Origin of the sequence: Pseudooctadecabacter sp., from assembly GCF_020627745.1 — a bacterium.
Lineage (GTDB): Bacteria > Pseudomonadota > Alphaproteobacteria > Rhodobacterales > Rhodobacteraceae > Octadecabacter.
On sequence record NZ_JAHDGE010000005.1, the window covers coordinates 108,730 to 133,610 of the forward strand.

The following is a 24,881-nucleotide window of genomic DNA, read 5'->3' on the forward strand; positions in this document are numbered from 1 at the left end:
AGTGTGGTGCTTGGCGGAAAGATTGACCCAGTGAAAGCAAAAAGCCCCGCCGTTTCAGGCGGGGCTTTCCAAGTTTTCTGTCAGGCGATTTACGCCACTGACCAACGTTCCGCCATGCGGGCGTTGTCCATCTGCCAGAGGTTACCGACCGTGTCAGGGGACATGATCCGGTTGTTCACGGCCTGAACATAGTTCGCGAACATCGGGATCAGAACACCGCCCTCGTCACGCAGGATCTGCTGCATTTCGAAGTACTGTTCCTGACGCTTGTCGGTGTCGAGTTCGGCACGCGCGCTCAGCAAAAGTTCCTGGAACCGCGCGCTGTCGTCGCTTCCCCACTGGCTGTCGTTCCATGGCACACCTTCTTCATAGGCGGTTGCGAACATCCAGTCTTCGGTCGCACGACCGGACCAGTAGCAGGCGCAGAACGGCTTGTTCAGCCAAACGTTGGACCAGTAACCGTCGGATGGTTCCTGGATTACGTTGATGTTGATGCCAGCTGCCGCTGCGGACGACTGGAACAACTGACCCGCGTCAACCGCGCCTTCGAATGCTGCGTTGGACGCAGAGAATTCGATGTCGAGGCTGTCGAGGCCTGCCTGCTGCAGATAGAACTTCGCCTGATCGGGATCGTATTCCAGCTGCTCCATCTCGGCATGGTAGTACTGGTTTGCGGGGCCGATTGGCGTGTCGTTGCCGACCGCGCCATGACCCAGCAGGATCTTATCGACCAGTTCCTGACGGTTGATGCCGTACTTCAGCGCCTTACGCACGTTAACATCGTTGTAAGGGGAAACGTCGGTCAGCATTGGCATGGAGTAGTGCTGGTTGCCGGTGACTTCCTGAATGCGCAGCGCAGGGTTGGCGCGCAACAGGCTTTCGGTTTTGAAGTCGATCCGGTTGATCGTATCGACCTGACCGGTCATCAGCGCGTTCATACGGGCTGTGTTGTCGTTGATGGCGATGTATTCAATCTCATCAAAGAAGCCGGCGCTGTCGCCTTTGTAGTGATCTGCGTAACGGCTTGCGGTCATCCGCACACCTGGGTCGAATGTTTCGACCTTGTACAGGCCCGTACCGATCCCTTGTGCGATGGCCTCTTCGATCTGGCCTGCTGGATACATCACGATGTGATAGTCAGACATCAGATAGGGGAAGTCAGCGTTGCCAGCGGCAAGCACGAATTCAACCTGCGTGTCGGACAGCTTGTTCATCTCGGTGATGGCTTCGACGATTGGCTTGGCCGCGGACTTGGAGTCCTCACCCACGTGCATCTGAAGCGATTCGATCACGTCATCCGCGCCAAAGGACTTGCCGTTGTGGAACGTCACGCCGGAGCGCAGGTTGAACGTCCATGTTTTCGCATCAGCCGAGGCTTCCCAGCTTTCGGCGAGTTCGCCAACCAACGATCCGTCTGCCGCAACTTCTGTCAGGCAGTCAAAGACAGCGCCGTGACAGGATGCGATCATGAAGATGTCGGAATGTGTCCGCGCATCCCAGCTGTCGGATGTGTTTGCTCCACCCAGACCCGCTGTCAGTTTACCGCCGCGCGTTTGCGCGCGCAGGGGCAGGCCTGTCGCCGCCAGAACGCCGGCTGCGACACCGGATTGCAACAATCCACGTCTGCTAATTCCATACATATTTTAGTCTCCCTAGTTTTATGACGCTTATTTTACGCCGATTCGGTCACATTTTATCAACAGCGGCATCGCCGATGTTTTCAACGCCCCGTTCTTTCAACAAATCCGTCAGCCAATCGGGGTCCATTTCAGGAACCGAACTGAGAAGCAGATCTGTGTAGGCATGGTGCGGAGGCGTAAACATTTCGGTCTTCGGACCTTGCTCCACGACTTTGCCATCCTTCATTACCACAACCTCGTCCGCGATGGATTTCACAGTCGCGAGATCGTGGGTGATAAACATATACGACAGCCCGAGGGTGTCCTGCAAATCGGCCAAAAGACGCAGGATGCCTTCGGCAACCAACTGATCGAGGGCTGACGTGACCTCATCACAGATGATGAACTTCGGCTCTGCAGCCAGCGCACGGGCAATCCCGATCCGTTGTTTCTGCCCACCCGACAATTCAGACGGCAAGCGGTTGTAGTACTGTGACGGCTCCAACTCGATCTGGTCGAGGAGTTCATTCACACGTTCGCGTTTCTTCGCCCCACGCAGGCCGCCGTAGAATTGCACGGGCCGTCCGATGATCTCACCAATGGTTTTGCGCGGGTTCAGGGCCGTGTCGGCCATCTGATAAATCATCTGCGCCTGACGCAACTGATCCTTGGTGCGTTTGCGATAATCGGCGGGCAGGACCTCTCCGTCGAATGCAATTTCGCCCATGCGTGGCGGCAGCAGGCCAGTGATGCACCGCGCCGTCGTTGACTTGCCCGACCCGGATTCACCCACCACGGCAACCGTGCGACCGGCGTGAATGTCAAAGCTGACATCGTGCAACACGTCCGTGGTGCCATAGGCCGCCGTAATATTGCGGACGGATACAACGGGCACCGCATCATCGGGCGGAGGGGGTTGCTGTGGGCGTTGGAATTCGCGAACCGCCCACAGAGATTTGGTGTAGTCTTCCTTGGGTGCGGATAGCATCGTGCGCGTGTCCGCCTCCTCGACCTCATCACCCCGCAAGAGCACTTTGATCTTGTCAGCCATCTGCGCCACCACGGCGAGGTCATGGGTAATATAGATCGCGGCGGTATCAAACTCCTCTACGATCTCGCGGATCGCGGCGAGGACTTCGATCTGCGTTGTCACATCCAGCGCCGTTGTTGGCTCGTCAAAGATGATCAGGTCGGGGCGACATGACATGGCCATAGCAGTCATGGCGCGCTGCAACTGACCGCCGGATACCTGATGCGGATAGCGAAATCCGATCTCGTCCGGGTTGGGCAAACGCAGCTTGCGATATAGTTCAATGCCGTCTTCAACACTGGCACTGCGATTGCTGACACCATGCTGAACGGGGGCTTCCGTGTGCTGGTCGATCAGCTTGTGCGCAGGGTTGAAGGATGCCGCAGCCGACTGTGCTACATAGGCAATGCGCTTGCCGAAAAGGCTGCGTTTGGTCGCGGCAGAGGCATTGACCAGATCGATGCCGTCGAACTCCACAGTGCCGTCCGAAATGCGGACACCGTCACGGGTGTATCCCATCGCCGCCAAACCGATGGTCGATTTGCCGGCACCGGATTCCCCGATCAACCCGAGGACTTCGCCCTTGTTCAATTCAAGGTCGACACCGTTGATGATCGGATTCCATGTCTCATCCGAACGGCCTTCGATCTTGAGGCCCTTGATGGTCAGCAAACGGCTCATTCTTTTAGCCCCGATGATTTGTGCAGCATCCAGTCAACCACGAAGTTCACAGCAACGGTAAGCAAGGCAATGGCACCTGCAGCCAGCAGCGGCGCGACAGCGGCGGTGGGCGCAAACGCCGCAAAATTGATGAAGGGCGCAAGGTCACGGACCATCGTGCCCCAGTCGGCCAAGGGTGGCTGAATACCCACACCCAAGAACGACAAGGCGGCAATCGTCAGGAAGACAAAGCAGAACCGCAGGCCAAATTCGGCCAGCAGCGGCGCCATGGCATTGGGCAGGATTTCCTTGAACACCAGATAACCCAGACCCTCACCCCGCAGTTTGGCGGCCTCGATATAGTCCATGACAACGATGTTCAGACCCACAGCGCGCGCCAGTCGGTAGACCCGGGTGCTGTCGATCACCGCGATGATCAAAACCATAAAGATCGTCAGTGGCACGCCCAGTTCGTTGGCCCATACGGATGCAATGGTCATCAACAATAGCGCAAAGATCAGCGATGGGATCGCCATCAGAACGTCAACACCGCGCGACAACAACTGATCCAGCCAGCCCTGCAACGTCGCCGCCAGAAAACCCAAGGACCCCCCGATAAAGAACGCCAGACAGGTGGTGATAAATGCGATGCCAACCGTGTTCTGCGCGCCGTAAATCAGACGGCTCAAAATATCGCGGCCAATCTGGTCGGTCCCTAGCGGATAATCGGGGTTGCCCCCAATGGCAGGATCACCGCCGGCCATCACATTGGCAGCCCCCAGAATTTCGGCCTGACCATAGGGCGCGATGGCACCGGCAAAAACCGCCACGACCGCATAGATGATGATAACCAAGATACCAAACGCCGCCGTCAAAGGCATCGACCGGAACAGCTTTTTCGTACCTTCGGTCCCGACCATGCGGCCCAACAGACGGAACAGGAACGCAGCAATCGCCGCGATGATGAACCCCTGAACAGCCCAACGGAAGAACACCACGCCTGCGTTTGGCACGCCGGTGTCCAGCACCTTGGGTTGGAAATAGTAATAGATCGCCCAAATGAACAACGCGGCGGCAAGGACATATCCGAAGGCTACACCAAAGGTCATATCGCGGAAGCGTGGCGCATTGCCCGTCGCCGTCTGACCTGCAAAGCGGAACACGTAGGCGCCAACAAAAAGCGCAACGAGGAGTGCTGCAAAAATCATCAAGCCGCTCATTTCGGGTGCCTCAGACGTGGGTTGGACACGATCGACAAGATGTCAGCGGTCAGGTTCAACAGGATATAGGCAGCGGCAAAGATCAGGCAGCACGCCTGCACAACAGGGATGTCGCGTATTTTTACGCTGTCGACGAAAAGCTGGCCGATACCGGGATAGACAAAGACCACCTCGACCACGACCACACCAGTGATCAGATAGGCGAGGTTCAGCGCGATCACGTTGATGATCGGCGCCAGCGCATTGGGCAGCGCGTGCTTTACGATCACGCGCATCGGGCTCAGCCCCTTCAGGCGCGCCATTTCAATATAGGGCGATGCCAGCAAGTTGATGATCGCGGCACGCGTCATCCGCATCATATGCGCGGTCACAACCAAGGTCAGCGTCAGGGCGGGCAGCATGGATTTTTCCAGCCGCTCGGAAAACGGCATTCCGTCAAAAATGTTCGACAGGCTCGGGAAGATCGGGTTCAGCACGGCGAGGAACAGGATCAGGATATAGGCCATGAAAAATTCAGGGCTCGAGATTGAGCTGAGAGTGAACATGTTCGCGGCTTTGTCGAACGCTGTATTGCGATAGAGCGCCGCCAGAATGCCCAAGGTCACCGCCAAGGGCACCGCAATACAGGCCGTCACCGTTGCAAGAAACATCGTGTTCGACAAACGTGGTGCAATTTGTTCAGCCACGGTCACAGACCCCGCGCCGCCGAAATTCGCAAAGTTCAACTGCGCGAAACTGGTGCCCAAATCAAACGTCAGCATCCCCATGAGCCATTCAAAATAGCGCACGATCAAAGGCTGATCCAATCCAAGGTCTTCTCTGATTTTGGCGACAGATTCCGGTGTAGCGCCCTGTCCCAGGATTGCTTCAGCAAAATCGCCAGGAAGCAGATTGACGGCGACAAAGATCACTATTGAGACCACGAAAAGCGTCACGAGGCCCAGCCCCAAACGCTGAAGAATTATTCGTAAGAGAGATGACAAACCTTGTCCCCTGATTTCCCTAAGAATCAGGGTAACGGCTAGGGACCAGCAATCAACCCCCTATATTTTGCTGATTTTTGAGACTCCGATGGCTTTCATCGTCTTCACAAGCTCAGCCGAGATGCCCGGTTCGGACAGCGCGTGACCTGCTTTCCCGACCATCACAAGGCGGCTTGCAGGCCAAAGGCGCGAGAGGTTGTAGGCGGACACCGGCGGACAGATCATGTCGTATCGGCCCTGAACAATGACGCCGGGTATGTGGGCGATTTTGCCCATATTGGCCAGAATTTGCTGGTCGTCGGATAGGAAACAACCGTGTGTAAAATAATGATTTTCCAGACGGGCAAAGGCACGAGCATATTCTGCAGGGCCTGACCCCCCGCTGCCTTCGCTTTCAATCGACGCCAGCGCGTTCTCCCATGCAGCCCACGCGCGGGCGTATCGGGTCTCAAGCATTGTGTCGCCCGAAAATAGCCGCCGGTTATAGGCGGCAATCATATCGCCGCGTTCATCAACCGGGATCAGCCCTTCAAATTGCTGCCACAGATCGGGCCAGAAATTTCCCGCGCCGCCGCCATAAAACCATTCCAATTCACGCTTGGTGCTTAAAAAGACGCCGCGCAGGATCAAATGAGTGGCACGGGTCGGATGGGCTTGGGCATAGATCAACGCCAGCGTCGCGCCCCAGCTTCCGCCAAAAACGACCCACCGATCAATGTCCAAAGTCTCCCGGATAAGTTCAATATCCGCCACCAGATGCCATGTCGTGTTGTCGACAACGCTGGCATGGGGCCGTGACCGACCACAGCCGCGCTGGTCGAACAGAATGATCCGGTAGACGTTCGGGTCGAAGTAGCGGCGCATCATCGGGCTGCACCCGCCCCCCGGCCCGCCGTGCAAGACCACAACCGGCATCCCATCTGGGTTGCCGCATTGTTCGACATAGACACGGTGCCCGTCACCCACGTCCAGCATCCGCTGGTCAAAGGGATCAATGGGCGGAAAAAGATGTGCGCCTGCGCGTTTTTGACCTGAGACCTTGTCCATAACCGACCTATATAGCCCGTAAGATACATTGCCCAGCCAAGCCGGGCCCACAAAGTCAGTTTCGGAGAACCTCATGCAAAGCGCGCAGACAACCGTTGATCCCGGCGAAATTGCCAAGTTCGAGGCTATGGCCGCAGAATGGTGGGATCTGGAGGGTAAGTTCAAACCGCTACACATGTTGAACCCGACACGGCTGGATTACATCACACGCCAGATTTCGGCAGAATTTGACCGTGACCTGACGGGGGACACGCCGTTTGCGGGATTGCGCATCCTTGATATCGGCTGTGGCGGCGGTTTGCTGTGTGAGCCTATGGCCCGTTTAGGCGCCGATGTTGTCGGTGCCGATGCCGCGGCGCGCAACATTCCGGTCGCCATGGTTCATGCCGAACAATCGGGCCTCGACATTGATTATCGCCACACAACCGCCGAAGACATGGCCGCAGAGGGTGAGCAATTCGACATCGTCCTGAATATGGAGGTTGTCGAACATGTGGCCGATCCGTTGTCCTATCTGACGGCGTGCCGCCAGCTGTTGAAACCGGGCGGTCTGCACATTTGTTCGACGATCAATCGCAATCCCAAAAGTTTCGCTATGGCCATCGTGGGTGCGGAATATGTGATGCGCTGGTTGCCCAAAGGCACCCACGAATGGAACAAGTTCATAACCCCGGATGAACTGTTTGAATTGATGAGACAGGCGGGTCTGAACCCTGTGGATCGTAAGGGGTTCAAATTCGATTTTCTGGGGTGGAGCTGGTCGATTTCGGACAAGGATCTGTCCGTCAACTACGTCACTGCCGCACTTAAACCTGAGGGTCAGTAACCGGGCTTGGCGACGCAGTGAATGGTCTCGGCATGATCAAAGCCCATCCGCCGGTAAAGGCGTCCCGCCGCGCTGTCGGCTTCAGCAACAATAGTCACCGTCGCCTCCGGAGCGCGACCCAACACCCATAAGGCCACATGGCGTAGCATCGCCGCGCACAGTCCGCGTCGGCGATGTGTCATCCGGGTTTCGACACATTGATATCGCGCGATAGACTGGTCATGAAACATACCCATGTGCGCGACCAGTCTGTTACCGTCAAAAGCACCAAACCAAGCCCCAAGACCTTGTGATATGAGGACCCGCCGGTTGCGATTACGTTTCACCAAAAATGGCCGGTGTGTCCCGGCGGGATAACCTTCTTCGATCCCGACTTCATCCATCACATCAAGAACCTGCATCCAATCCGCATCGTCTGCAATCTGGCGTATCACCATGCCATCGGGCGTTGGCGCATCACCAAGCGGACGTTGCAACGTCAACGTGTCGGTACTGTCGACCACTCCGCCCAGCGCCGCAAAATCCGGCAGGTCCTTTGCATCGACCTCAGGCATGTCCCAAACAACCGTCCGATGCTGCGCATGTGGAAAATGACGTTCAAACAAAGCAAATACATCATTTGCCGAACGTGTGTTGGTTTGCAGGATCAGTTGGTTGCCACGCCAGAAATCAGGTTCGGTCGGTGTGGTCTGGACCGCGTAATCGTCAAACCATTCCACTCGCGAAATGCCTGTCAGCGTCAACAACTCACTGCGCATTTCAAGTGACCTCAGGGTCATTCGCCCTCACTCAGATTGATCCGTAAATCGCGCATCACCGGCAGGATGGCCCGCACCTTTTCAGCCCCGACCTTCTCCACAGCCTCTGCGATAATGGGCGCAATGGCTGCCAGCGCCGCATCGCGTGCACTTCGTCCGGATGGACTGATCGTAACCATCTTCCGGCGGGCATCGTCCCAATCGGGGCGAATGTGAACATATCCCGACGCCTCAAGTTTGCGCAGGGTGTTGGTCATGGCACCGCGGGTCAGATGAAAGGTACGGGCCAGTTGTGCAGGCGTCCGTTCGGATTGCGTGCGGGCCAGATGGTTGAGGACCGAAAAATGCGACAGCACCATGCCACGGGGCAATGCCTTTGCCACGTTGTTACGCGCCAGTTGATCAACTGTCAGGATTTCGCTGAATAGCGCGACGGCAAGGCTATCGGTCTGGTTGCTCATTTTCTGGGCCGGTGAAATCTCTGTCATGGGTCAGCGCGGGAATACGCGTGCGTGCTTTAGACACTTCCCTGACGTCAAGATCAACGAATGTGATGCCGCAGGCGGTGCCGCCGCTGGCCAGAACCTCCCCCCACGGAGAGATCGCAAGACTGTTGCCGTAGGTTTGCCGCGCCTTGCCGGACGTTGCAATGTGCGTGCCTGTCTGGGCAGCGGCCAGAACATAACAGCCGGTTTCGATGGCGCGCGCGCGCAACAGCGGCTCCCAATGGGCGGCTCCGGTGACCGGCGAAAAGGCCGATGGCACAAGAATAATGTCGGCACCGGATTTCGCCAATGTGCGGTAAAGGTGGGGAAATCGTACGTCATAGCAAACTGTCAGGCCGACCTTGGCGAACCCGGCATCCGCGACAATGGCACGACCACCGGGGGCATAACCGGACGATTCCGCGTAAACCTCCTCCGCGCTGACTGACACATCAAACATGTGGATTTTGTCGTAGCAGGCGGCAATGCCCCCATCGGGCGCAATCAGAAAGGACCGGTTGACAAACCGGCCATCTGCGCCCCCTTTCAGGGCGAGAGAGCCTATCGAAAGCCATGTTCCGTGCCGTTTCGCAGCCTCCTGCAAACCGCAAAGGGTCTGGTCGTCCGCCTGGTGTCGTAGAACGCGTTGCTGATGCGCGCGGTCCATGCTGACGCAATTCGTGACCTCGGGCGTGCAGATGAACCCTGCACCTTGGTCGGCGGCTTTGGCGATCATGCCTTCGACGGTTGCAAGGTTTTCGGCCGGATCGTCCGAGGACGTCAGTTGAAGAAGGGCCGCCTTCACGCGTTCAACAGTGCATCCAGTTTTCCATCACGGTCCAGCGCTGCCAGATCGTCGCTGCCACCGATATGTTTTCCGTCAATAAAAATTTGCGGCACGGTGCGGCCCCCATTGGCGCGCTGCATCATTTCAGCGCGGCGGGACGGGTCTGCCATCACATCGATTTCGGAAAAGCTGACGCCTTTGGACGTCAGAAGCTGTTTGGCGCGGTGACAAAAGCCGCAGATGGGGGTTGTGTAAAGTTCGACGGTGGCCATGGGGGCATTCCTTGTATCGTGTTTGCCCTTATCTAGGCGTCCTTGACCACGCGGGCCAGTGCCAGCACGCAAACGTCATCTGCGCCGGCTGCAAAACAGGCCTCTGTCGCGGCGGCAAAGGTTGCACCTGACGTCATGACATCATCAACCAGCACAATGCGCCGCCCTTTGATCTGCGCCCGCAACGCAGGATTGACACTTATGGCCGCATCAAGGGCCGCAAACCTCTGGTCTTTTGAATGCCCCTCAAGGGGAGCGGTCGCCTTCGTTCTGTGCAGGGCATCCACCATTATGTCCGTCCCTGTCACCCCCGCCAGTTGCGTCGCAAGAAGGGCCGCCTGATTGTAGGTCCGACGGATCAATCGAAACCGATGCAGGGGAACTGGCACGATCAGCGGTGCATCCGCTAGCAGATCTCGTCCGGCACGCGCCAGCCATGGCCCCGCCGCACGGGCCAGATCGGTTCGGTCCCCGTGTTTCAGCGACAGAACAAACCGTCGCGCTTTGTCTTTGTAGACCATCGCAGCACGTCCCTTTGACCACGGGCGCGCGATTGTCATGCAATCGTCGCAAAGAAGTGTCGGGTCCGGCGTGCCACTGCCAGGCAAGGGTTGTCCGCAACAGTCACAGCACAAACCGTCGATAAAGGGGGTCTCGGCCCAGCAAGGACCGCACAGCGCAAAATCGCCTTCGGTCCGCGCCTCACACATAACACACTGCGGCGGATAGATCGTACGGATCAGACTTTGCAACACAGGGCAAACCTCCTATCTGACAGGCATGGACACACCACCCCGCCTGACCGACCGCCCTGCCCTTGCCCGCAACCGTGCGCGTGCAACCGAGATGTTTTTACAGCAGGCCGCTGCCGATGACGTTCAGGAAAGACTGATGGAGGTTAACAGAACGTTTACGTCGCCAGCAGTTGTGACCGGTTTTCCAAAATTCTGGCAGGAACGGATGCCGACGGCGCGGCTTGTGGCGGATGGCGACACTCTGGATCTTGAGGAAAACGCCCATGATCTGATTGTCCATGCCCTGTCACTTCATTGGGCGGACGACCCGATCGGGCAACTGGTGCAATGTCGACGCGCGCTAAAACCTGACGGGCTTTTGCTAGCGACACTCTTTGCCGGTCAAACCCTCCACGAACTGCGCTCTGCGCTGGCGCAGGCCGAGGTTGACGTCACCGGCGGGCTGTCGCCGCGCATCTTGCCCATGGGCGAAGTCCGTGATTTGGGCGGCCTTCTTCAACGTGCGGGCTTTGCCTTGCCGGTGGCGGACATGATGCCGCTGACTGTCAGCTACGAAACCCCGCTGCATCTGATGCGCGACCTGCGCGCCATGGGGGAGGGCAACGCGATGGATGCCAGACGCCGAACCATGACGCCACGTACTGTTATCGGCACAGCATCGGCCCTGTATCACGACGCTTTCGGCACGCCGGATGGACGTGTCACCGCCACTTTTGAGATAGCGACGTTGACCGGCTGGGCGCCCGCCGAAAGCCAGCCCAAACCGTTGCGTCCGGGGTCAGCCACCCACCGATTGGCGGATGCGCTGGGCACATCTGAAACGCCCTTAAATCAGTCCAAAGATTGACGGCGGTCGTAATACGGTTATCTGACCCCAATGAAACACGATGATCCACGCGAGGCCCCGATGTTTGATGCCAAGTCGAAAGACACGCTGGGCGATGTTGCCGTATGCCCGATGCACGCCCCGGCAGATCACCCCAAGATCAAACCTGCCAAGGTCGGGGTTCTGCTTGCCAATCTAGGGACACCGGATGCGACCGATTACTGGTCCATGCGTCGCTACCTGAACGAATTTCTCAGCGACAAGCGCGTTGTCGATTATTCCGCATGGGTCTGGCAGCCTCTGTTGCAACTCATCATCCTGACGAAACGCCCGTTTTCCAGCGGTGCGGCCTACAAAAGCATCTGGAATGAGGAGGCCGATGAAAGCCCCCTTCTGACGATCACGAAGGCACAGACGAAAGCGATGACCGACCGCTTGAAGGGCATCTACGGCGACGATGTCGTGGTGGATTTCTGTATGCGCTACGGTAACCCGTCCACCAAATCAAAAGTGCAGGAAATGATTGAGGCCGGGTGCCAGAAAATCCTCTTTTTCCCACTGTATCCGCACTACGCCGGGGCCACGTCCGCCACGGCCAACGACCAGTTCTTCCGCGCACTGATGGAAGAGAAATGGCAACCGATCGCACGTATCGTCGAACCCTATTATGAAGACACCGCCTATATCGAGGCGCTGGCCCAGTCGATCGAAACCGCCTATGCCAAGGCCGAAACGCGACCCGAAGTTCTGGTCTGTTCCTACCATGGCGTCCCGCAACGCTATTTGCGCGAAGGCGATCCCTATCATTGTCAGTGCCAGAAAACCACGCGGCTGTTGAAGGAACGCCTTGGTTGGGATGACACACAAATCATCACCACCTTCCAAAGCCGGTTTGGTCCGGAAGAATGGCTGCAGCCCTACACAGTCGAAGAGGTCGCGCGGCTGGCCGAGAATGGCAAAACCAACATCGCTGTCTGTGCCCCTGCGTTTTCAGCCGATTGCATCGAAACGCTGGAAGAGATCAACGAAGAAATCAAAGAAAGCTTCGAAGAGGCCGGTGGCGAACATTTCCTCTATATTCCATGCCTGAACGATGATCCTGCCCACATGGACGCCCTGACGGGAATTGTTCAACGCAACCTGAAAGGCTGGCTTGACTGACCTGCACCACGGTCATTTCGCAAAAGAAAAGGCCGCCCGATTGAGGCGGCCTTTCCAATAAAACTGCAGATGCAGATTAGTCGTTCATCGCAACTGCGATAAGAGCAACCAGGATCAGTGGGATGATCAGGCCAGCAGAAGAAGAAGAACCAGCGGTTTCTTCAACGATCATGACTGGTTCCATCTCCATGACGGGCTCAGCAATGTTACCAGCGAAAGCTGTGGAAGCAGCGCCAGCGAAAGCAGCAGCAAGTGCGAATTTTTTCATTTTAGTTCTCCAGTTATTTGCCCACGGCAAAGTAAGTGAGGTCGCGCCATGGGCACCCAAGACTTCCCTCGAATTATGCAAAATCACGATTGCGAGAAGAATGCAAAGGTTATGCATACTTAGGTCATTCGACCGGTCCCGTTGTCGTCATATCCGCAACACTCAAACGTCTCAATTAGGGCATGGGTTTCGTTCGTCCACAAATAGCCTTCAGAATAGGCGCGCAGAACTGTGGACTGTACCAAAACCTGCGTGCTTTTGACGGGAATCTTCAATAAATAACCATCTATTTCAGGGTTTTAGCTTATCCCGGTATAAAGGCGACCGGCGCTGGGCATCGTTGAGGTCGGAACAAGGGACAGGTTGCCTGATCTGCATACGACAAAGAAGGTCGCGAATTCTTCCTGTCACCATCAAGGTTTTGAGACGTTCGCCAACCCCAGATCTCAAACCTCCGAACCGACCACCACATCCATAGAATCGCATCACCGGTGAAATGCATCACGATGCCTGATCGGCCGGTTCTTGCCGGCTATCGGTGCGAATTTGCCTCACATACAAGGCAAAGTGATGGGTCGCCCAAGGGTTTGTCGTCTCTGCGGGTTTGAATCAAACGGCGCAACGGAGTATGGCGGGAAGAATCTTTGAAGGTGCACACATGCTACGTCGTTCTTTTGTTGCAGGGTTTTTCACACTTGGTCTGGCTGCCTGTGGTGGTCCACCGGTTGGTGTCGGGCCGGATGGCCTTCCCGGACAGCAGATATACCGGATTTCGTCGCAGGATACCGGCGACATCCAGTTCCGGATGCTGGATGGTCTCAACGCCCTGCGGCAGGCTGCGGGTGCTGCACCCGTTCAACTGAATGCGCAGCTGAATGCAGCCGCTGCAACCCATTCGCGCGATATGTCGGTTCAAAATCGTCCCTGGCATTTCGGATCGGACGGATCGTCCCCGATCGACCGGTTGCAGCGTGTCGGGTATCAGGGCCGCCTGACCGGCGAGACAATTTCCGAAACCTATGAGACCGAACTGGAAACGTTGGCAGCTTGGATGCAACAACCCAACACGCGTTCCGTCTTGCTGGACCGGACAGCCAACGAAATGGGCTTTTCATGGTTTCAGGAAGGAAACGGCAAAATCTGGTGGACGCTGGTTCTGGCTGACAGGACGCGGTCCGCAGCGATTGCTCAAATCAATCCCCTCGCCCTACAATAACCTAAGGGTAAAGGTAGATCGGGGTGCCGACGTTCACCATGGCGTAGATGTCTTCCATCTCACGGTCTTTCACAGCCAGACATCCCCAAGTCCAATCTGTATCGCGGCGGAATCGTTTCGGCGTTCCGTGGATAAAGATGTCGCCACCCGGTGAATGGCCCATCGCCGCAGCCTTGGCGCGGTCTTGCGCGTTGGGGTACGAGATGCCGATGGACAGGTGAAACTGGCTGTTCGGGTTCTTGCGGTCAATAAAGTAGGCGCCTTCCGGGGTGCGTCCGTCGCCTTCGATTTCCTTGTGACCGGTTGGTGCGAACCCCAATTCGAAATCATATTCCTTCAAGGCCGTCCGCTCGTTCAGAAGATACATCTTGCGACGCCCCTTCTGGACCACGATGCTGGTCACCGGAGGGCCGGTATAAACGCGGAATTTGCTTGAACACGCTGTCAACGCAAAGAGCGCAGCAACGCTTGTAAATGTGCGCCGATTCATCATAAGACCACTGCCCGTTTGGGTTTTCATTACGCTTATCGCAAAGCAGCCAATCTGCCTAGAATACCTGACGCGAATTGCGTCACGTCCGTGTGAACGAAGCCACAACTTCCACATGAGGGGACCAGCGGAATTGGTCAACAACGTCGATCCAGACCATGGCAAAACCGGCAGAGACCAGCGCAGATGCGTCACGGGCGAAAGTGACGGGGTTGCACGACACCATGATGACCGATTTCAGATCAGACGCGGCCACCGTGGCAACCTGTGCCTGCGCGCCAGCGCGGGGCGGGTCAAGAACAGCAAGATCAAAGCGGTTCAGTTCGTCAGGCTCCAGCGGTCGGCGGAACAGGTCACGGACTTCGGTCGTGACAGTCTTGAGGCCCGTCGCATGACGCCAGCCGCGGTCGAGCGCTGACAACATCTCAGCGTCGCCCTCAATGGCGTGAACTTCGCATTTGGCCGCAATCGGCAGGCTGAATGTCCCCGCACCGGAAAACAGGTCGACAACCTTTCTGGCTTTGCCCAATGATCCCAGAACCGCATTGACCAAAGCCTGTTCACCCTCACGGGTGGCCTGCAGGAACGATGCCGCAGGCGGGGCCACACGGGCAGGACCGAATTGCTGATCGGGGGATTTGCGTGTGACGACAACATCGTCATTCCATGCAAGTCGCGCCAGATCATGCGCCTCTGCCAAACCTGCCAATTCAATCCGCAGCGGACCGTCCAGCGTCTTTTCGGTTGCCACATGCACGTCCAATCCATTCAGCGTGTCGGTAACGGTCAGATTGACCTCGGACTTGCGGGAGGCCGCGATGACGGTCAGCGCTTCCAAGGCCGGGAAACCGGCGCGGATGCCAGGCAACAACAGTTGGCAGTCGGGCACGTCAATCAATGCGTCAGAGGCTTTTGCGTGAAAGCCGACCATCGCCCCCTTCTTGGTCCGACGCCCCGACAGGCGTGCGCGTCTGCGGCTTTTTGGGGGCGAGGTATGAACATGGCGCAAAGGAAACGGCAAGTCCCGTGCCGTCACCGCGCGTTCGACGATCTGGGTTTTCCAGCCCTCGACAAACCTGTCCGACGCATGTTGCACCGCGCAACCGCCGCAACTTTTAAAATGCCGACACGGCGCTTTGACGCGGTCCACCACCGGGGTGATGACCCGCGCCGATCCATCGGCCAGAACCTCAATCTCCTCCCCCGGCAGGACCCGTTCGACCAAAGTCCCATCCGCCAGCTGGCCCAGACCGGCCTGCGTCATCTTTTCAACAATCTTCGTCATTCACTCAGCCGCGTTGTCTGCCGTATCAAAACCGCCGGATTGGCGGTTCCAATAGCGGGCATAGGTGCCGTCCTGCGCCAGCAGGTCATCGTGGGTGCCTTGTTCCACAATGCGGCCCTGTTCAAGCACAATGATGCGATCCATGTGGGCGATGGTCGATAAACGGTGCGCGATGGCCACGACGGTCTTGCCCTCCATCGCGCGATCAAGGGCGATCTGGATGGCGGCCTCAACCTCGCTGTCCAGGGCGCTTGTGGCTTCATCCAGCACAAGAATGGGCGCGTCTTTCAGCATGGCGCGGGCCAGTGCGATGCGCTGGCGCTGTCCACCTGACAGTTTCACGCCGCGTTCGCCCAGATGGGCTGCAAACCCTGTCCGGCCCTTGGTATCCCGTAGGTCAGTGATGAACTGCGTTGCTTCGGCCCGGTCCGCGGCATCCCGCATCTGGGCTTCGGAGGCATCAGGACGGCCATACAGGACGTTTGCCCGAACGGATCGGTTGAACATCGCTGTCTCTTGCGTCACGACGCCGATCGCCTGCCGCAGGCTGTCTTGCGTCACGCGGGCGATGTCCTGCCCGTCAATCGTGATCCGACCGTCCCTGGCATCATAGAGCCGCAGTAAAAGGTTCACGAGGGTTGATTTCCCCGCACCCGACCCGCCGACAATACCCAGCTTTTCGCCCGGTTGCACCGTCAGGTTGATGCCGCGCACGCCGCCACCCGTGCCATCGTAATCGAAGGTCACATCCGTAAACGTGATCGCGCCACCGGTTACATCCAAATCTGCCGCGCCCTCTATATCGGTCAAGGTGTGACCCCGCGCCAACAGTTTCATCCCGTCCTCAATCTCTCCCACGTCCGCGTAGATCGACATGAGGGTAAAGCTGATAAAGCCTGTCATCTGGCTCAACCGGATCGCGACCGCCCCCATCGCTGCGATGTCACCTGCGCTCGCCTCGGGTTGCATCAGGCCGACACCCACCAGCGCGATGGGCAAAAGCCCCGCAATAAAGGTCAGCCCAAGACGGAACAGGACGCTGATCTCGCCGAAATCACCCTGACGTTCATGCAATTCCCGCATGGCACGGATCGCCTGTTCATCCTCATGTTCGGCGCGGGCGAACAGTTTGACGGTTTTGATGTTGGTCACGGTATCAACAACCTGCCCCGCCACCTGACTGCGCGCTTCGGCACGCGCGCCGGCGCGGGATCGCACCTTGGGGATCGTGACGCGCAGGAATGCAAGATAACCGAGGAACCAGACCAGCATGACCAGCACCAGAACCGGCGCAATGGTGGCGACAAGCACGACGGCCCCCAGAACGCTGGCCAGCCCGAACAGAATGGGTCCGCTGCTTTCCGTGATCGCCTGCGCCATGGCACCTGCGGTTTGCATGTGCTTTTGCGCGATGCGGCCCGCAAAATCGTCGTCAAAAAAGCTGACGGCCTGTCCGACACTATGACGGTAGAGCCGCTGCAATGTCTGGGTGAATATTCCCGGCCCAAGGATAATGGACTGCACATAGGCCACAGCACTGAACAACGCGGGCCGTGCAACCAACAACAACGCCAGAGCGAGGGCAAGGATCAAACCCGCATCTGCCAAAGACCCCTCTGCCACGGCATCGACGATGCGCCCCAGCGCCCAAGCGGTTGCGACTTCCGTTGCGCCATGCAGCAATGACAGCCCGATGGTCGCCCCGATCGCCCAGCCTGCACCACGGACAGACCATCGAACAAACTTCAGCAAAGTACGGGGCGGTGGTGTGACAGCCCTGTCTTCGCTGCGCAAGGCGCGCACGCCCCACCGCACAGCACGGTGCCATATACCAAAAATCATTCTGCGGCCTCCGCGGCGGTGCCGATAAACCCGCCAGATTGCCTTTTCCAGAAGCCCGCGTACTGCCCGCCCAGCGCAAGAAGGTCGTCGTGCGTGCCATCTTCTACGATACGACCGCCATCCAGAACCACGATCCGGTCCATCTGTGAAATCGTCGACAAACGGTGGGCAATGGCAATGACAGTTTTGCCCTGCATCAGGTCCGACAGGGTTGCCTGAATCGTTGCCTCCACTTCGGAATCCAGCGCAGAAGTCGCTTCGTCCAGTAACAAAACCGGCGCGTCTTTCAGGATCACACGCGCAAGAGAAATCCGCTGACGTTGTCCGCCCGACAGTTTCACGCCGCGTTCACCAACCTGCGCGTCATAGCCTTTGCGGCCTTCCCCATCTTCCAGATCAAGAATGAAATCATGGGCCTCGGCGCGTTTGGCAGCCGCGATCATCTGGTCTTCGGTTGCGGTCGGATCGCCATACAGGATGTTGTCACGGACAGACCGGTGAAGAAGGGAGCTTTCCTGCTGCACCATCCCGATTGCTTCGCGCAAACTGTCCTGACGGACGCTTACAATGTCCTGCCCGTCGATCAGAATGCGCCCGCCCTCGGCGTCATAGAACCGCAACAGCAGCTTTACGAGGGTCGATTTGCCTGCACCGGACCGCCCCACAAGTCCGATCTTTTCGCCCGGTCGAATGGTCAGGGACAGCCTGTCAATCCCGCCGGAATCGCGTCCGTAGTGATGTGTCAGCGCCTCAATCTCAATCGCGCCGCCTGTTACGTTCAATCGAGGCACGTCGGGAGCATCTTTCAGCGTGATCGGCTGGGCAATCGTTTCCATCCCTTCGGCAACCACACCAAGGTTCTGGAACAGGTTTGTCACTGCCCACATGATCCATGCCGTCATGGCATTCAGCCGCAAAGTCAGCGCCGCCGCAGCCGCCACGATACCGGCAGATGCCAAGCTGTTGGACCACAGCCAAAGCGCCCAACCCACCACCGTCACAATCAGGAACCCGTTCAGGATCACCAGTGAAACGTCCATAATCGTATAAAGACGCATCTCGCGCTGGAGGGCCGTGCGTGTCGCTTCGATGGCTTCACCAGCGTATGTGATTTCGCGGTCGTGGTGCGCGAACATCTTGACCGAATGAATATTGGTGTAGCTGTCGACAACACGGCCCGTGACCTCAGACCGGGCATCGGACGATGCTTTGGCCGCAGGGCCGACCCGTTTGACGGTCCACCGCACAAGGGCGGCGTAAAGAACCAGCCACACCAGCAAAGGCAGCAACAAACGCGGGTCCGCCCCCATCAACAAGACGGCAGCGCCGATAATATAGGCCAGGGCAAACGTGACCGCATCGAAGACCTGAAACGCGACTTCACCGGCGGCGGGCGGGGTCTGCATGATGCGGTTGGCGATGCGCCCCGCAAAGTCATTTTCGAACCAGCCAACCGATTGGCGCAAAACATGGCGATGGGCCCGCCACCGCACGATCGTGCCAAAATTGGGAACAATGGACTGGTTCAGCAACGCTACATCAATAACCTGCAGCAAAGGACGCAAAGTCAGCAGGAACACCCCCATGGCGAAAAATTCCCACCCGTGGTCGGACCAGACCGTCCCCTCTGATCCCGGTGCGATCAGATCCACAAGACGACCCATATAGGCGATCAGCCAGATCTCGATGACCGCGACAATGACGGACATGATCCCCGCCGCCCAGAACACCCGCTTGAACGGGCGCGCATAGGTCATCAGGAACGGCCAGAGGCGCGTCGGGGGGGTGTCGTCCTCCATATAGGGTTCATACGGATCGACGAGATTTTCGAAAAAGCGGAACACGGAAGGGTCCTTTCCCGTGCAGATATAGACCGCTTCGCGCTACAGGAAAACCAAGGCCGAAAATCCCGCCAGCGCGACGGCCATTATACGCATGAAGACGCGCCACCTTGCCGGGTCCGACAGCAGGGTTTTCAACAGACTGCCGGCATAGGTCCAGAACAGGCAGACGCCCAGATTGGTCAGGGAAAAGATAACAGCCAATGTCCCCGCCTGATACAACGGGGACAAGTCTGCCACCAAAGCAGAGGCAGAGGTCGCAACAGCCCAGATTTTCGGGTTGACCCACTGGAAAAGGACCGCTTCGACAAAGGTGAACGGGCGGTCCGTATCGGTGGTTTGGGCCGGTTCGGCATGCCACAGCTTCCACGCCATCCACAAAATCCAGAGCGCGGCAATGATCATCAGAACAAGCCTTAACGCCGGATAGGTCGTGATCAAAGTACCAAGGCCAAGGCCGGTCACAAAGGCAATTACCCCAACGCCCAGCGCCACGCCCAGAAGATGCGGCACCGTACGCCGAAACCCGAACCGCGCACCCGATGCTGTCAGCAAGATGACATTTGGTCCGGGGGAAAACAGCCCGAAGAAGACAAAACCGATCAGCGTGGTCATGGCAGTTGCAGAAGGTCGGATCGGGACATCGCGAAGCGTGACGCGATCCAGTCGGCCTCAAGTGTTTTCAGGCGATCACCTAGCGCTTTGCCTTCATACGCGGGCATCAGGTCCTGTGCTGTCACCGGGAACGTCGCCTCGGCCCCCATAGCCGCATCCTGTTGGGCCTTCGGGTCAAAAGGTTCAAGCAAACCCGCCCAGCGCAAAAGCAGACAGTGAAGTGCAGGCCAATATCCATGACGATACCCAAGTTCATGGGCAGGGGTCGTTGTCCCTGCCTCATGCCGGACCAAGGCGATTTTTGCGGCCTCGGCCTTTGACAAACGAAGGCGGTCGGCCACGTCGTCGCAGCCCAAGGCCGCAAGGCGCGTCGGCATATCGCGGATGCCGGTTTCGGGAACGGCCTCCTCAAGGTCGATCAGGCGGGCCAGCGTGGTCACGCCCGCGCCGGGCAGAATACGGGCCAAGACGCCAGAGTGGTCCATCATTCCCGCCGTCGGCGCCGCAGTGTCCCCTGATATGATCCGCGTGAATTCCATGCCGATCCGTTCGCGGGACACGCCAGTCAACCCCTCGGCTAACATTGCGCATGCGGACAGGCCATCCGCATCGACACCTTCATCTGACGCGCCGTGTGATCCGGTGAACCGGAAGAACCGCAAAATCCGCAAATAATCCTCACGGATACGGTCCATAGGATCGCCAATGAAACGGATATGGCGGCGCGCGAGATCCTCGGACCCGCCCACGACATCCAACACGGCACCCGTCCGGTCGGCGTAAAAGGCATTGATCGTAAAGTCGCGCCGCATGGCGTCGTCTTCGATGTTTCGGGAAAAGGCCACCGTCGCGTGACGCCCATCGGTGTCCACATCCGTGCGGAAGGTGGTGATTTCGTAGGTGGGCGTGCCATCTGGCGGCACCGCGGTGACGGTCCCGTGGTCAATGCCGGTGGGGACAGCTTTCCAGCCCATGTCTGCGATAATCGCGGTCGACACCTCTGGCCGTGCATCGGTGGACAGGTCCACGTCTTTGACCGGACGCCCCATGGCCGTGTCGCGCACGCAGCCGCCCACGGCATAAATCCGGTGCCCATTGTTTTCAAATGCCGCCATCAAAGATTGTAACGACGGATGAACCAGCCAGTCAGGCTGTCCTATGGTTGTCAGCGGTCCGGTCATGTCCACGCCTCAGCCAACCCACGTAGCATCCGCGCTGTGGCCCCCCAAATGTAATAGGGGCCAAATGGAACGGTGTAATAGTGACGTATCTGTCCGCGCCAACGGCGACCTTCGATAAAATAATTGTTTGGGTCGGTGACGTGCGACAGCGGGACGGTAAACACCTCTGCCACTTCCCCCGGTTCCGACGTAAATGTAAGCCCCGAGGGCACCATCGCGACGATCGGTGTTGCGCTATAGCTTGTGACAGTCTCGTGACTTGGCAACGGGCCGAGGATATCCGCAAACGAAGGATCAAGCCCGATTTCTTCTTGCGCCTCGCGCAGGGCGGTATGGGTTAGATCACGGTCCGTGTCATCCTGACGACCCCCCGGAAAGGCGATCTGGCCAGGGTGGTTCTTTAGGTGGGCCGCCCGTTTGGTCAGGATTAGCTGCGCATCTTGCGTGACTGCGACAAGAACCGCCGCCGGTTTCAAAATACGTTTTTCTCGAAGGGCCACGCCTGGATTCAGATCGAAATCCGAAGACGCCTGCCGCGTCCGGTCAATGGCGCGGCAGAGCGTTGCTTTCAAATCTTCAGGGCTTTGCATCCGGCCCGTCCGTGGCCTCAAACCCCAGCGTTTCAGGCTGGAATTCGTAATGCGCCCCGCAGAACTGACAATCGGCCGTGACGATACCTGCATCGGTGGTCATCGTCTTGATGTCCTTGGCCGAATAGATCGACAGGGACTGCCGGACCTTTTCATCAGAACATGAACAGCCGAAATGCACCGGCTGGGCGTCAAACACGCGCGGCGCCTCTTCGTGAAACAGACGAACCAGCAGATCGGTCGGGGCAACACTGGGGCCGATCAGCTCCAACTCCTCGACGGTGCGCAAAAGATGGTTCGCGCGGTTCCAGTTTTCGCTTTCATCATCGTTCAGCAGATCATCGGCGGTGGTCAAACCATCCTCCGGTGCCTCACCGGGATTGGCCAGTGGGGATGCTTTGGGCATCGCCTGCAGCATGATCCCACCCGCGCGCCAGCCTTCCTGACCGCCCGGCACGGAGGATTTACCAAAGGTCAGCTGGAATGATGTGGGAAGCTGTTCAGACTGGGCGAAATACGCCTCGGCACAGGCGGACAGGGACCCACCGGCGATGGGCGTGATGCCTTGATAGGGCGTCGTGCCTTTGCCTTGATCAATCAGGATCGCAAAATAGCCCTTGCCGATTTGACTGAAGGGATGGCCGGTCGGATCAATGCGGTCCTTGTCATAGCTGGCATAGGCGCGGATGCGGGCAGGCTCCCCCTCTTTGGTGGGGCCATAGTAATCGGTGGCGATCAAACGGGCCGGGCCGTCGCCGCGCACTTGCAACGACAACTTCCACCGCAGTTTGATGGTTTGGCCAATCAACGCCGTCAGCAACGCCATCTCGGCCACCAAAGCCTCAACCGCGGGGGGATAGTCATGCTGCGACAGAACCTGATCCAACACACCATCCAGTCGCGCCACGCGCCCCCGGATATCGGAGTTGTCCAGTTGAAACGGCAGAACGGTATCGTCCCACGCAATCGTCGAAGCAGTGGTCATTTGGCTTTCCTAACACGTCAGGGATTGGCATACCGCGTCCATATAGGTGTCACAAGGTGGGGTAAAAGGGGCATGATACGGCGGTACGGCGAACGGGTTGACCCAGCTATGCAATATACGCCGCGTCCGGGGGCCTATGTGATCCTGCAACGTGGTCATGACTTGCTGCTGACGATACAGGATGGCGTGGCACCCGAACTGCAACTGCCAGGTGGCGGGATTGATGCCGGCGAACACACGCTGCCCGCGCTCCACCGTGAGGTGATGGAGGAAACCGGCTGGCGGATGGACAGGCCCCGCCGCCTCGGTGCGTTCAAACGCTTTGTTTTTATGCCGGAATACGACCTGTGGGCCGAAAAGATCTGCACGGTCTATTGGTCCCGACCGACCCTTCGTATGGGCCCCCCGCTGGAGGACGGACACCATGCCATCTGGGTCCCCATGGTTGAGGCCCCCGCCCTGTTGTCCAACGAAGGCGACGCCGCGTTTGTCGCCAGCTTGCTCTAACCCGCAAATAGGCGTAATTCGCGGCAAACAGCCCTGAGGAGTCTCCCCATGTCCGCGCCCAAAAAAGTCGTCCTTGCCTATTCCGGCGGTCTGGACACGTCGATCATCCTGAAATGGTTGCAGACGGAATATGGCTGTGAGGTCGTGACCTTCACCGCCGATCTTGGTCAGGGTGAGGAGTTGGAGCCCGCGCGCAAAAAGGCCGTGACCTTGGGGATCAAGGAAGAAAACATCTACATCGAGGATGTCCGCGAAGAATTCGTGCGCGATTTTGTCTTCCCCATGTTCCGCGCAAATGCCCTGTACGAAGGTCTGTATCTGCTGGGCACATCTATCGCCAGGCCCCTGATTTCAAAGCGATTGGTTGAAATCGCAGCTGAAACAGGCGCCGATGCCGTGTCCCATGGTGCGACCGGTAAGGGCAACGATCAGGTACGGTTTGAACTCAGCGCTTATGCGCTGAACCCCGACATCAAGGTGATCGCGCCTTGGCGGGAGTGGGATTTGTCGTCGCGCACCAAGCTGCTGGATTTCGCCGAGAAGAACCAGATTCCGATCGCCAAGGACAAGCGCGGCGAAGCGCCGTTTTCTGTCGACGCGAACCTGCTGCACACGTCATCCGAGGGCAAGGTTCTGGAAGACCCTGCCGTGGCCGCACCCGACTATGTCTATCAGCGGACAGTCGCCCCCGAAGATGCGCCTGACACCCCGGAAGTTATTGAAGTGACATTCGAAAAAGGCGACGCCGTCGCGATCAACGGTGAGGCTATGTCGCCCGCGACGATCCTCACCAAGCTGAATGAACTGGGTGGCAAACACGGGATCGGGCGGCTCGATTTCGTCGAGAACCGCTTTGTCGGGATGAAGTCGCGTGGAATCTATGAAACGCCCGGCGGCACGGTGTTGTTGGAAGCCCATCGCGGCATCGAACAGATCACGCTGGACAGCGGCGCGGGGCACCTGAAGGACAGCCTGATGCCGCGCTATGCGGAACTGATCTACAACGGGTTCTGGTTCTCGCCCGAGCGTGAAATGCTTCAAGCGGCGATTGACAAATCGCAGGAGCATGTCAGCGGAACTGTCGCGCTCAAGCTTTATAAAGGTTCGGTAAATTGTGTGGGCCGGTGGTCTGATCATTCTCTCTATTCCGAAGCGCACGTGACGTTTGAGGACGACGCTGGCGCCTATGACCAAAAGGATGCAGCCGGGTTCATTCAGCTGAATGCGCTGCGTTTGAAACTGCTGGCGGCACGGAACCGTCGGTTCAAATAACGCCGCAGCGTCACAGTTGCCAAATGATATGAACGTCCGCCTAATGAGCGGGCGTTTTTATTTGGGAAATCAATATGCTGGCTGATCTGTTGCCGAAACTTCAACGGGCGTTGGAAACCAAACCGTTTGAGGGAAGCCTCAAGTTTGATTGCGGATCGGACGGGGTCATTGTGCTGGCAGATGGCAGTGCCACAGGCGTCGACCGCGATGCGGATTGCACGTTAAAACTGTCGGGCGAAAATCTGTTGAAGCTGCTGGGTGGCAAGCTGAACCCTATGACAGCGCTGGCGCTGGGCAAGATCAAGATCAGCGGCAATCCGGCGGTGGCAATGCGCCTGAAAGACCTGCTTTAGCGGTATG

The 24,881-nt window shown here is 58.0% G+C and carries 26 protein-coding genes and 1 pseudogene; 7 read left to right on the top strand and 20 right to left on the bottom strand.

Going from position 1 to position 24,881, the window contains the following annotated elements; translation table 11 throughout:
- Positions 1–89: 89 nt before the first annotated feature.
- From QZ653_RS03975 to pip, 5 genes are read right to left on the bottom strand one after another with little or no spacing between them, the layout of a single operon-like run.
- Positions 90–1,640 (bottom strand): ABC transporter substrate-binding protein, encoded by a 1,551-nt coding sequence (locus tag QZ653_RS03975; RefSeq protein ID WP_296417797.1) that lies wholly within the window; start codon positions 1,638–1,640, stop codon positions 90–92.
- Between the two features lie 46 nt (positions 1,641–1,686).
- Positions 1,687–3,330, bottom strand: a complete 1,644-nt coding sequence (locus tag QZ653_RS03980) for an ABC transporter ATP-binding protein (protein WP_296417798.1) — start codon at positions 3,328–3,330, stop codon at positions 1,687–1,689.
- Positions 3,327–4,529 (bottom strand): ABC transporter permease, encoded by a 1,203-nt coding sequence (locus QZ653_RS03985; protein WP_296417800.1) that lies wholly within the window; start codon positions 4,527–4,529, stop codon positions 3,327–3,329. The genes QZ653_RS03980 and QZ653_RS03985 overlap by 4 nt, the downstream gene beginning before the upstream one ends.
- Entirely contained in the window at positions 4,526–5,512 is a 987-nt protein-coding gene (locus QZ653_RS03990; protein WP_296417801.1) for an ABC transporter permease, read from the bottom strand. Before QZ653_RS03990 ends, QZ653_RS03985 begins: the two co-directional genes overlap by 4 nt.
- A gap of 60 nt (positions 5,513–5,572) precedes the next feature.
- Positions 5,573–6,559: a prolyl aminopeptidase gene (gene pip, locus QZ653_RS03995; RefSeq protein WP_296417802.1), complete on the bottom strand. Its 987-nt coding sequence runs from the start codon at positions 6,557–6,559 to the stop codon at positions 5,573–5,575.
- Between the two features lie 73 nt (positions 6,560–6,632).
- On the opposite strand from pip, the gene ubiG reads away from it, so the two are divergent.
- Complete coding sequence (gene ubiG, locus QZ653_RS04000; protein ID WP_296417804.1) at positions 6,633–7,385, top strand: bifunctional 2-polyprenyl-6-hydroxyphenol methylase/3-demethylubiquinol 3-O-methyltransferase UbiG; 753 nt, start codon at positions 6,633–6,635, stop codon at positions 7,383–7,385.
- On the opposite strand, the gene QZ653_RS04005 is transcribed toward ubiG, so the two are convergent.
- The 6 genes and pseudogenes from QZ653_RS04005 to QZ653_RS14950 form a co-directional block, all read right to left on the bottom strand.
- On the bottom strand, positions 7,379–8,104 hold the full coding sequence (locus tag QZ653_RS04005) for a GNAT family N-acetyltransferase (RefSeq protein ID WP_296417807.1): 726 nt from the start codon (positions 8,102–8,104) through the stop codon (positions 7,379–7,381). The two genes, ubiG and QZ653_RS04005, sit on opposite strands and share 7 nt — an antisense overlap.
- A 56-nt stretch (positions 8,105–8,160) precedes the next feature.
- Positions 8,161–8,604: a MarR family winged helix-turn-helix transcriptional regulator gene (locus QZ653_RS04010; protein WP_296417809.1), complete on the bottom strand. Its 444-nt coding sequence runs from the start codon at positions 8,602–8,604 to the stop codon at positions 8,161–8,163.
- On the bottom strand, positions 8,585–9,433 hold the full coding sequence (locus QZ653_RS04015) for a carbon-nitrogen hydrolase family protein (RefSeq protein WP_296417810.1): 849 nt from the start codon (positions 9,431–9,433) through the stop codon (positions 8,585–8,587). The genes QZ653_RS04010 and QZ653_RS04015 overlap by 20 nt, the downstream gene beginning before the upstream one ends.
- Entirely contained in the window at positions 9,430–9,687 is a 258-nt protein-coding gene (gene grxC, locus QZ653_RS04020) for a glutaredoxin 3 (RefSeq protein ID WP_296417813.1), read from the bottom strand. The genes QZ653_RS04015 and grxC overlap by 4 nt, the downstream gene beginning before the upstream one ends.
- A 32-nt stretch (positions 9,688–9,719) precedes the next feature.
- On the bottom strand, positions 9,720–10,208 hold the full coding sequence (locus tag QZ653_RS04025) for a ComF family protein (RefSeq protein WP_366933046.1): 489 nt from the start codon (positions 10,206–10,208) through the stop codon (positions 9,720–9,722).
- Between the two features lie 48 nt (positions 10,209–10,256).
- Positions 10,257–10,442, bottom strand: a pseudogene (locus QZ653_RS14950) (double zinc ribbon domain-containing protein); the annotation flags it as partial.
- Between the two features lie 25 nt (positions 10,443–10,467).
- Here QZ653_RS14950 and QZ653_RS04030 point away from each other — a divergent pair.
- Together QZ653_RS04030 and hemH are read left to right on the top strand one after the other, a co-directional pair.
- Positions 10,468–11,289 carry a methyltransferase domain-containing protein gene (locus tag QZ653_RS04030; protein ID WP_296417816.1) on the top strand — a complete coding sequence of 274 codons (822 nt, stop codon included), beginning with the start codon at positions 10,468–10,470 and terminating at the stop codon, positions 11,287–11,289.
- A gap of 60 nt (positions 11,290–11,349) precedes the next feature.
- Entirely contained in the window at positions 11,350–12,429 is a 1,080-nt protein-coding gene (gene hemH, locus QZ653_RS04035; protein WP_296417876.1) for a ferrochelatase, read from the top strand.
- 76 nt (positions 12,430–12,505) lie between these two features.
- On the opposite strand, the gene QZ653_RS04040 is transcribed toward hemH, so the two are convergent.
- A complete protein-coding gene (locus tag QZ653_RS04040; protein ID WP_296417817.1) occupies positions 12,506–12,697 on the bottom strand; it encodes a hypothetical protein in 192 nt (63 codons plus the stop codon).
- Between the two features lie 658 nt (positions 12,698–13,355).
- Here QZ653_RS04040 and QZ653_RS04045 point away from each other — a divergent pair.
- Positions 13,356–13,913: a CAP domain-containing protein gene (locus tag QZ653_RS04045; RefSeq protein WP_296417819.1), complete on the top strand. Its 558-nt coding sequence runs from the start codon at positions 13,356–13,358 to the stop codon at positions 13,911–13,913.
- A 1-nt stretch (position 13,914) separates the two neighbouring features.
- Here the strand turns inward: QZ653_RS04045 and QZ653_RS04050 are convergent, their stop codons facing one another.
- The 8 genes from QZ653_RS04050 to QZ653_RS04085 form a co-directional block, all read right to left on the bottom strand.
- Complete coding sequence (locus QZ653_RS04050; protein WP_296417877.1) at positions 13,915–14,403, bottom strand: L,D-transpeptidase family protein; 489 nt, start codon at positions 14,401–14,403, stop codon at positions 13,915–13,917.
- A gap of 82 nt (positions 14,404–14,485) precedes the next feature.
- Positions 14,486–15,688 carry a class I SAM-dependent RNA methyltransferase gene (locus tag QZ653_RS04055; protein WP_296417820.1) on the bottom strand — a complete coding sequence of 401 codons (1,203 nt, stop codon included), beginning with the start codon at positions 15,686–15,688 and terminating at the stop codon, positions 14,486–14,488.
- Entirely contained in the window at positions 15,689–17,530 is a 1,842-nt protein-coding gene (locus tag QZ653_RS04060) for an ABC transporter ATP-binding protein (RefSeq protein ID WP_296417822.1), read from the bottom strand. It abuts the gene before it with no gap.
- Positions 17,527–19,374, bottom strand: a complete 1,848-nt coding sequence (locus QZ653_RS04065) for an ABC transporter ATP-binding protein (protein WP_296417824.1) — start codon at positions 19,372–19,374, stop codon at positions 17,527–17,529. Before QZ653_RS04065 ends, QZ653_RS04060 begins: the two co-directional genes overlap by 4 nt.
- Before the next feature lie 39 nt (positions 19,375–19,413).
- Positions 19,414–19,986: a LysE family translocator gene (locus QZ653_RS04070; RefSeq protein WP_296417826.1), complete on the bottom strand. Its 573-nt coding sequence runs from the start codon at positions 19,984–19,986 to the stop codon at positions 19,414–19,416.
- A complete protein-coding gene (locus tag QZ653_RS04075; RefSeq protein ID WP_296417828.1) occupies positions 19,983–21,167 on the bottom strand; it encodes a CCA tRNA nucleotidyltransferase in 1,185 nt (394 codons plus the stop codon). Before QZ653_RS04075 ends, QZ653_RS04070 begins: the two co-directional genes overlap by 4 nt.
- Positions 21,164–21,757 carry a CoA pyrophosphatase gene (locus QZ653_RS04080; protein WP_296417830.1) on the bottom strand — a complete coding sequence of 198 codons (594 nt, stop codon included), beginning with the start codon at positions 21,755–21,757 and terminating at the stop codon, positions 21,164–21,166. The genes QZ653_RS04075 and QZ653_RS04080 overlap by 4 nt, the downstream gene beginning before the upstream one ends.
- On the bottom strand, positions 21,744–22,742 hold the full coding sequence (locus QZ653_RS04085) for an Hsp33 family molecular chaperone HslO (protein WP_296417833.1): 999 nt from the start codon (positions 22,740–22,742) through the stop codon (positions 21,744–21,746). The genes QZ653_RS04080 and QZ653_RS04085 overlap by 14 nt, the downstream gene beginning before the upstream one ends.
- Positions 22,743–22,814: 72 nt before the next feature.
- Here QZ653_RS04085 and QZ653_RS04090 point away from each other — a divergent pair, with 72 nt between their 5' ends.
- From QZ653_RS04090 to QZ653_RS04100, 3 genes are all read left to right on the top strand, one after another.
- Entirely contained in the window at positions 22,815–23,249 is a 435-nt protein-coding gene (locus QZ653_RS04090; protein WP_296417835.1) for an NUDIX hydrolase, read from the top strand.
- A 48-nt stretch (positions 23,250–23,297) separates the two neighbouring features.
- Positions 23,298–24,521 (top strand): argininosuccinate synthase, encoded by a 1,224-nt coding sequence (locus QZ653_RS04095; RefSeq protein WP_296417837.1) that lies wholly within the window; start codon positions 23,298–23,300, stop codon positions 24,519–24,521.
- Positions 24,522–24,595: 74 nt separating this feature from the next.
- Entirely contained in the window at positions 24,596–24,874 is a 279-nt protein-coding gene (locus QZ653_RS04100; RefSeq protein ID WP_296417838.1) for an SCP2 sterol-binding domain-containing protein, read from the top strand.
- Positions 24,875–24,881: the final 7 nt, after the last annotated feature.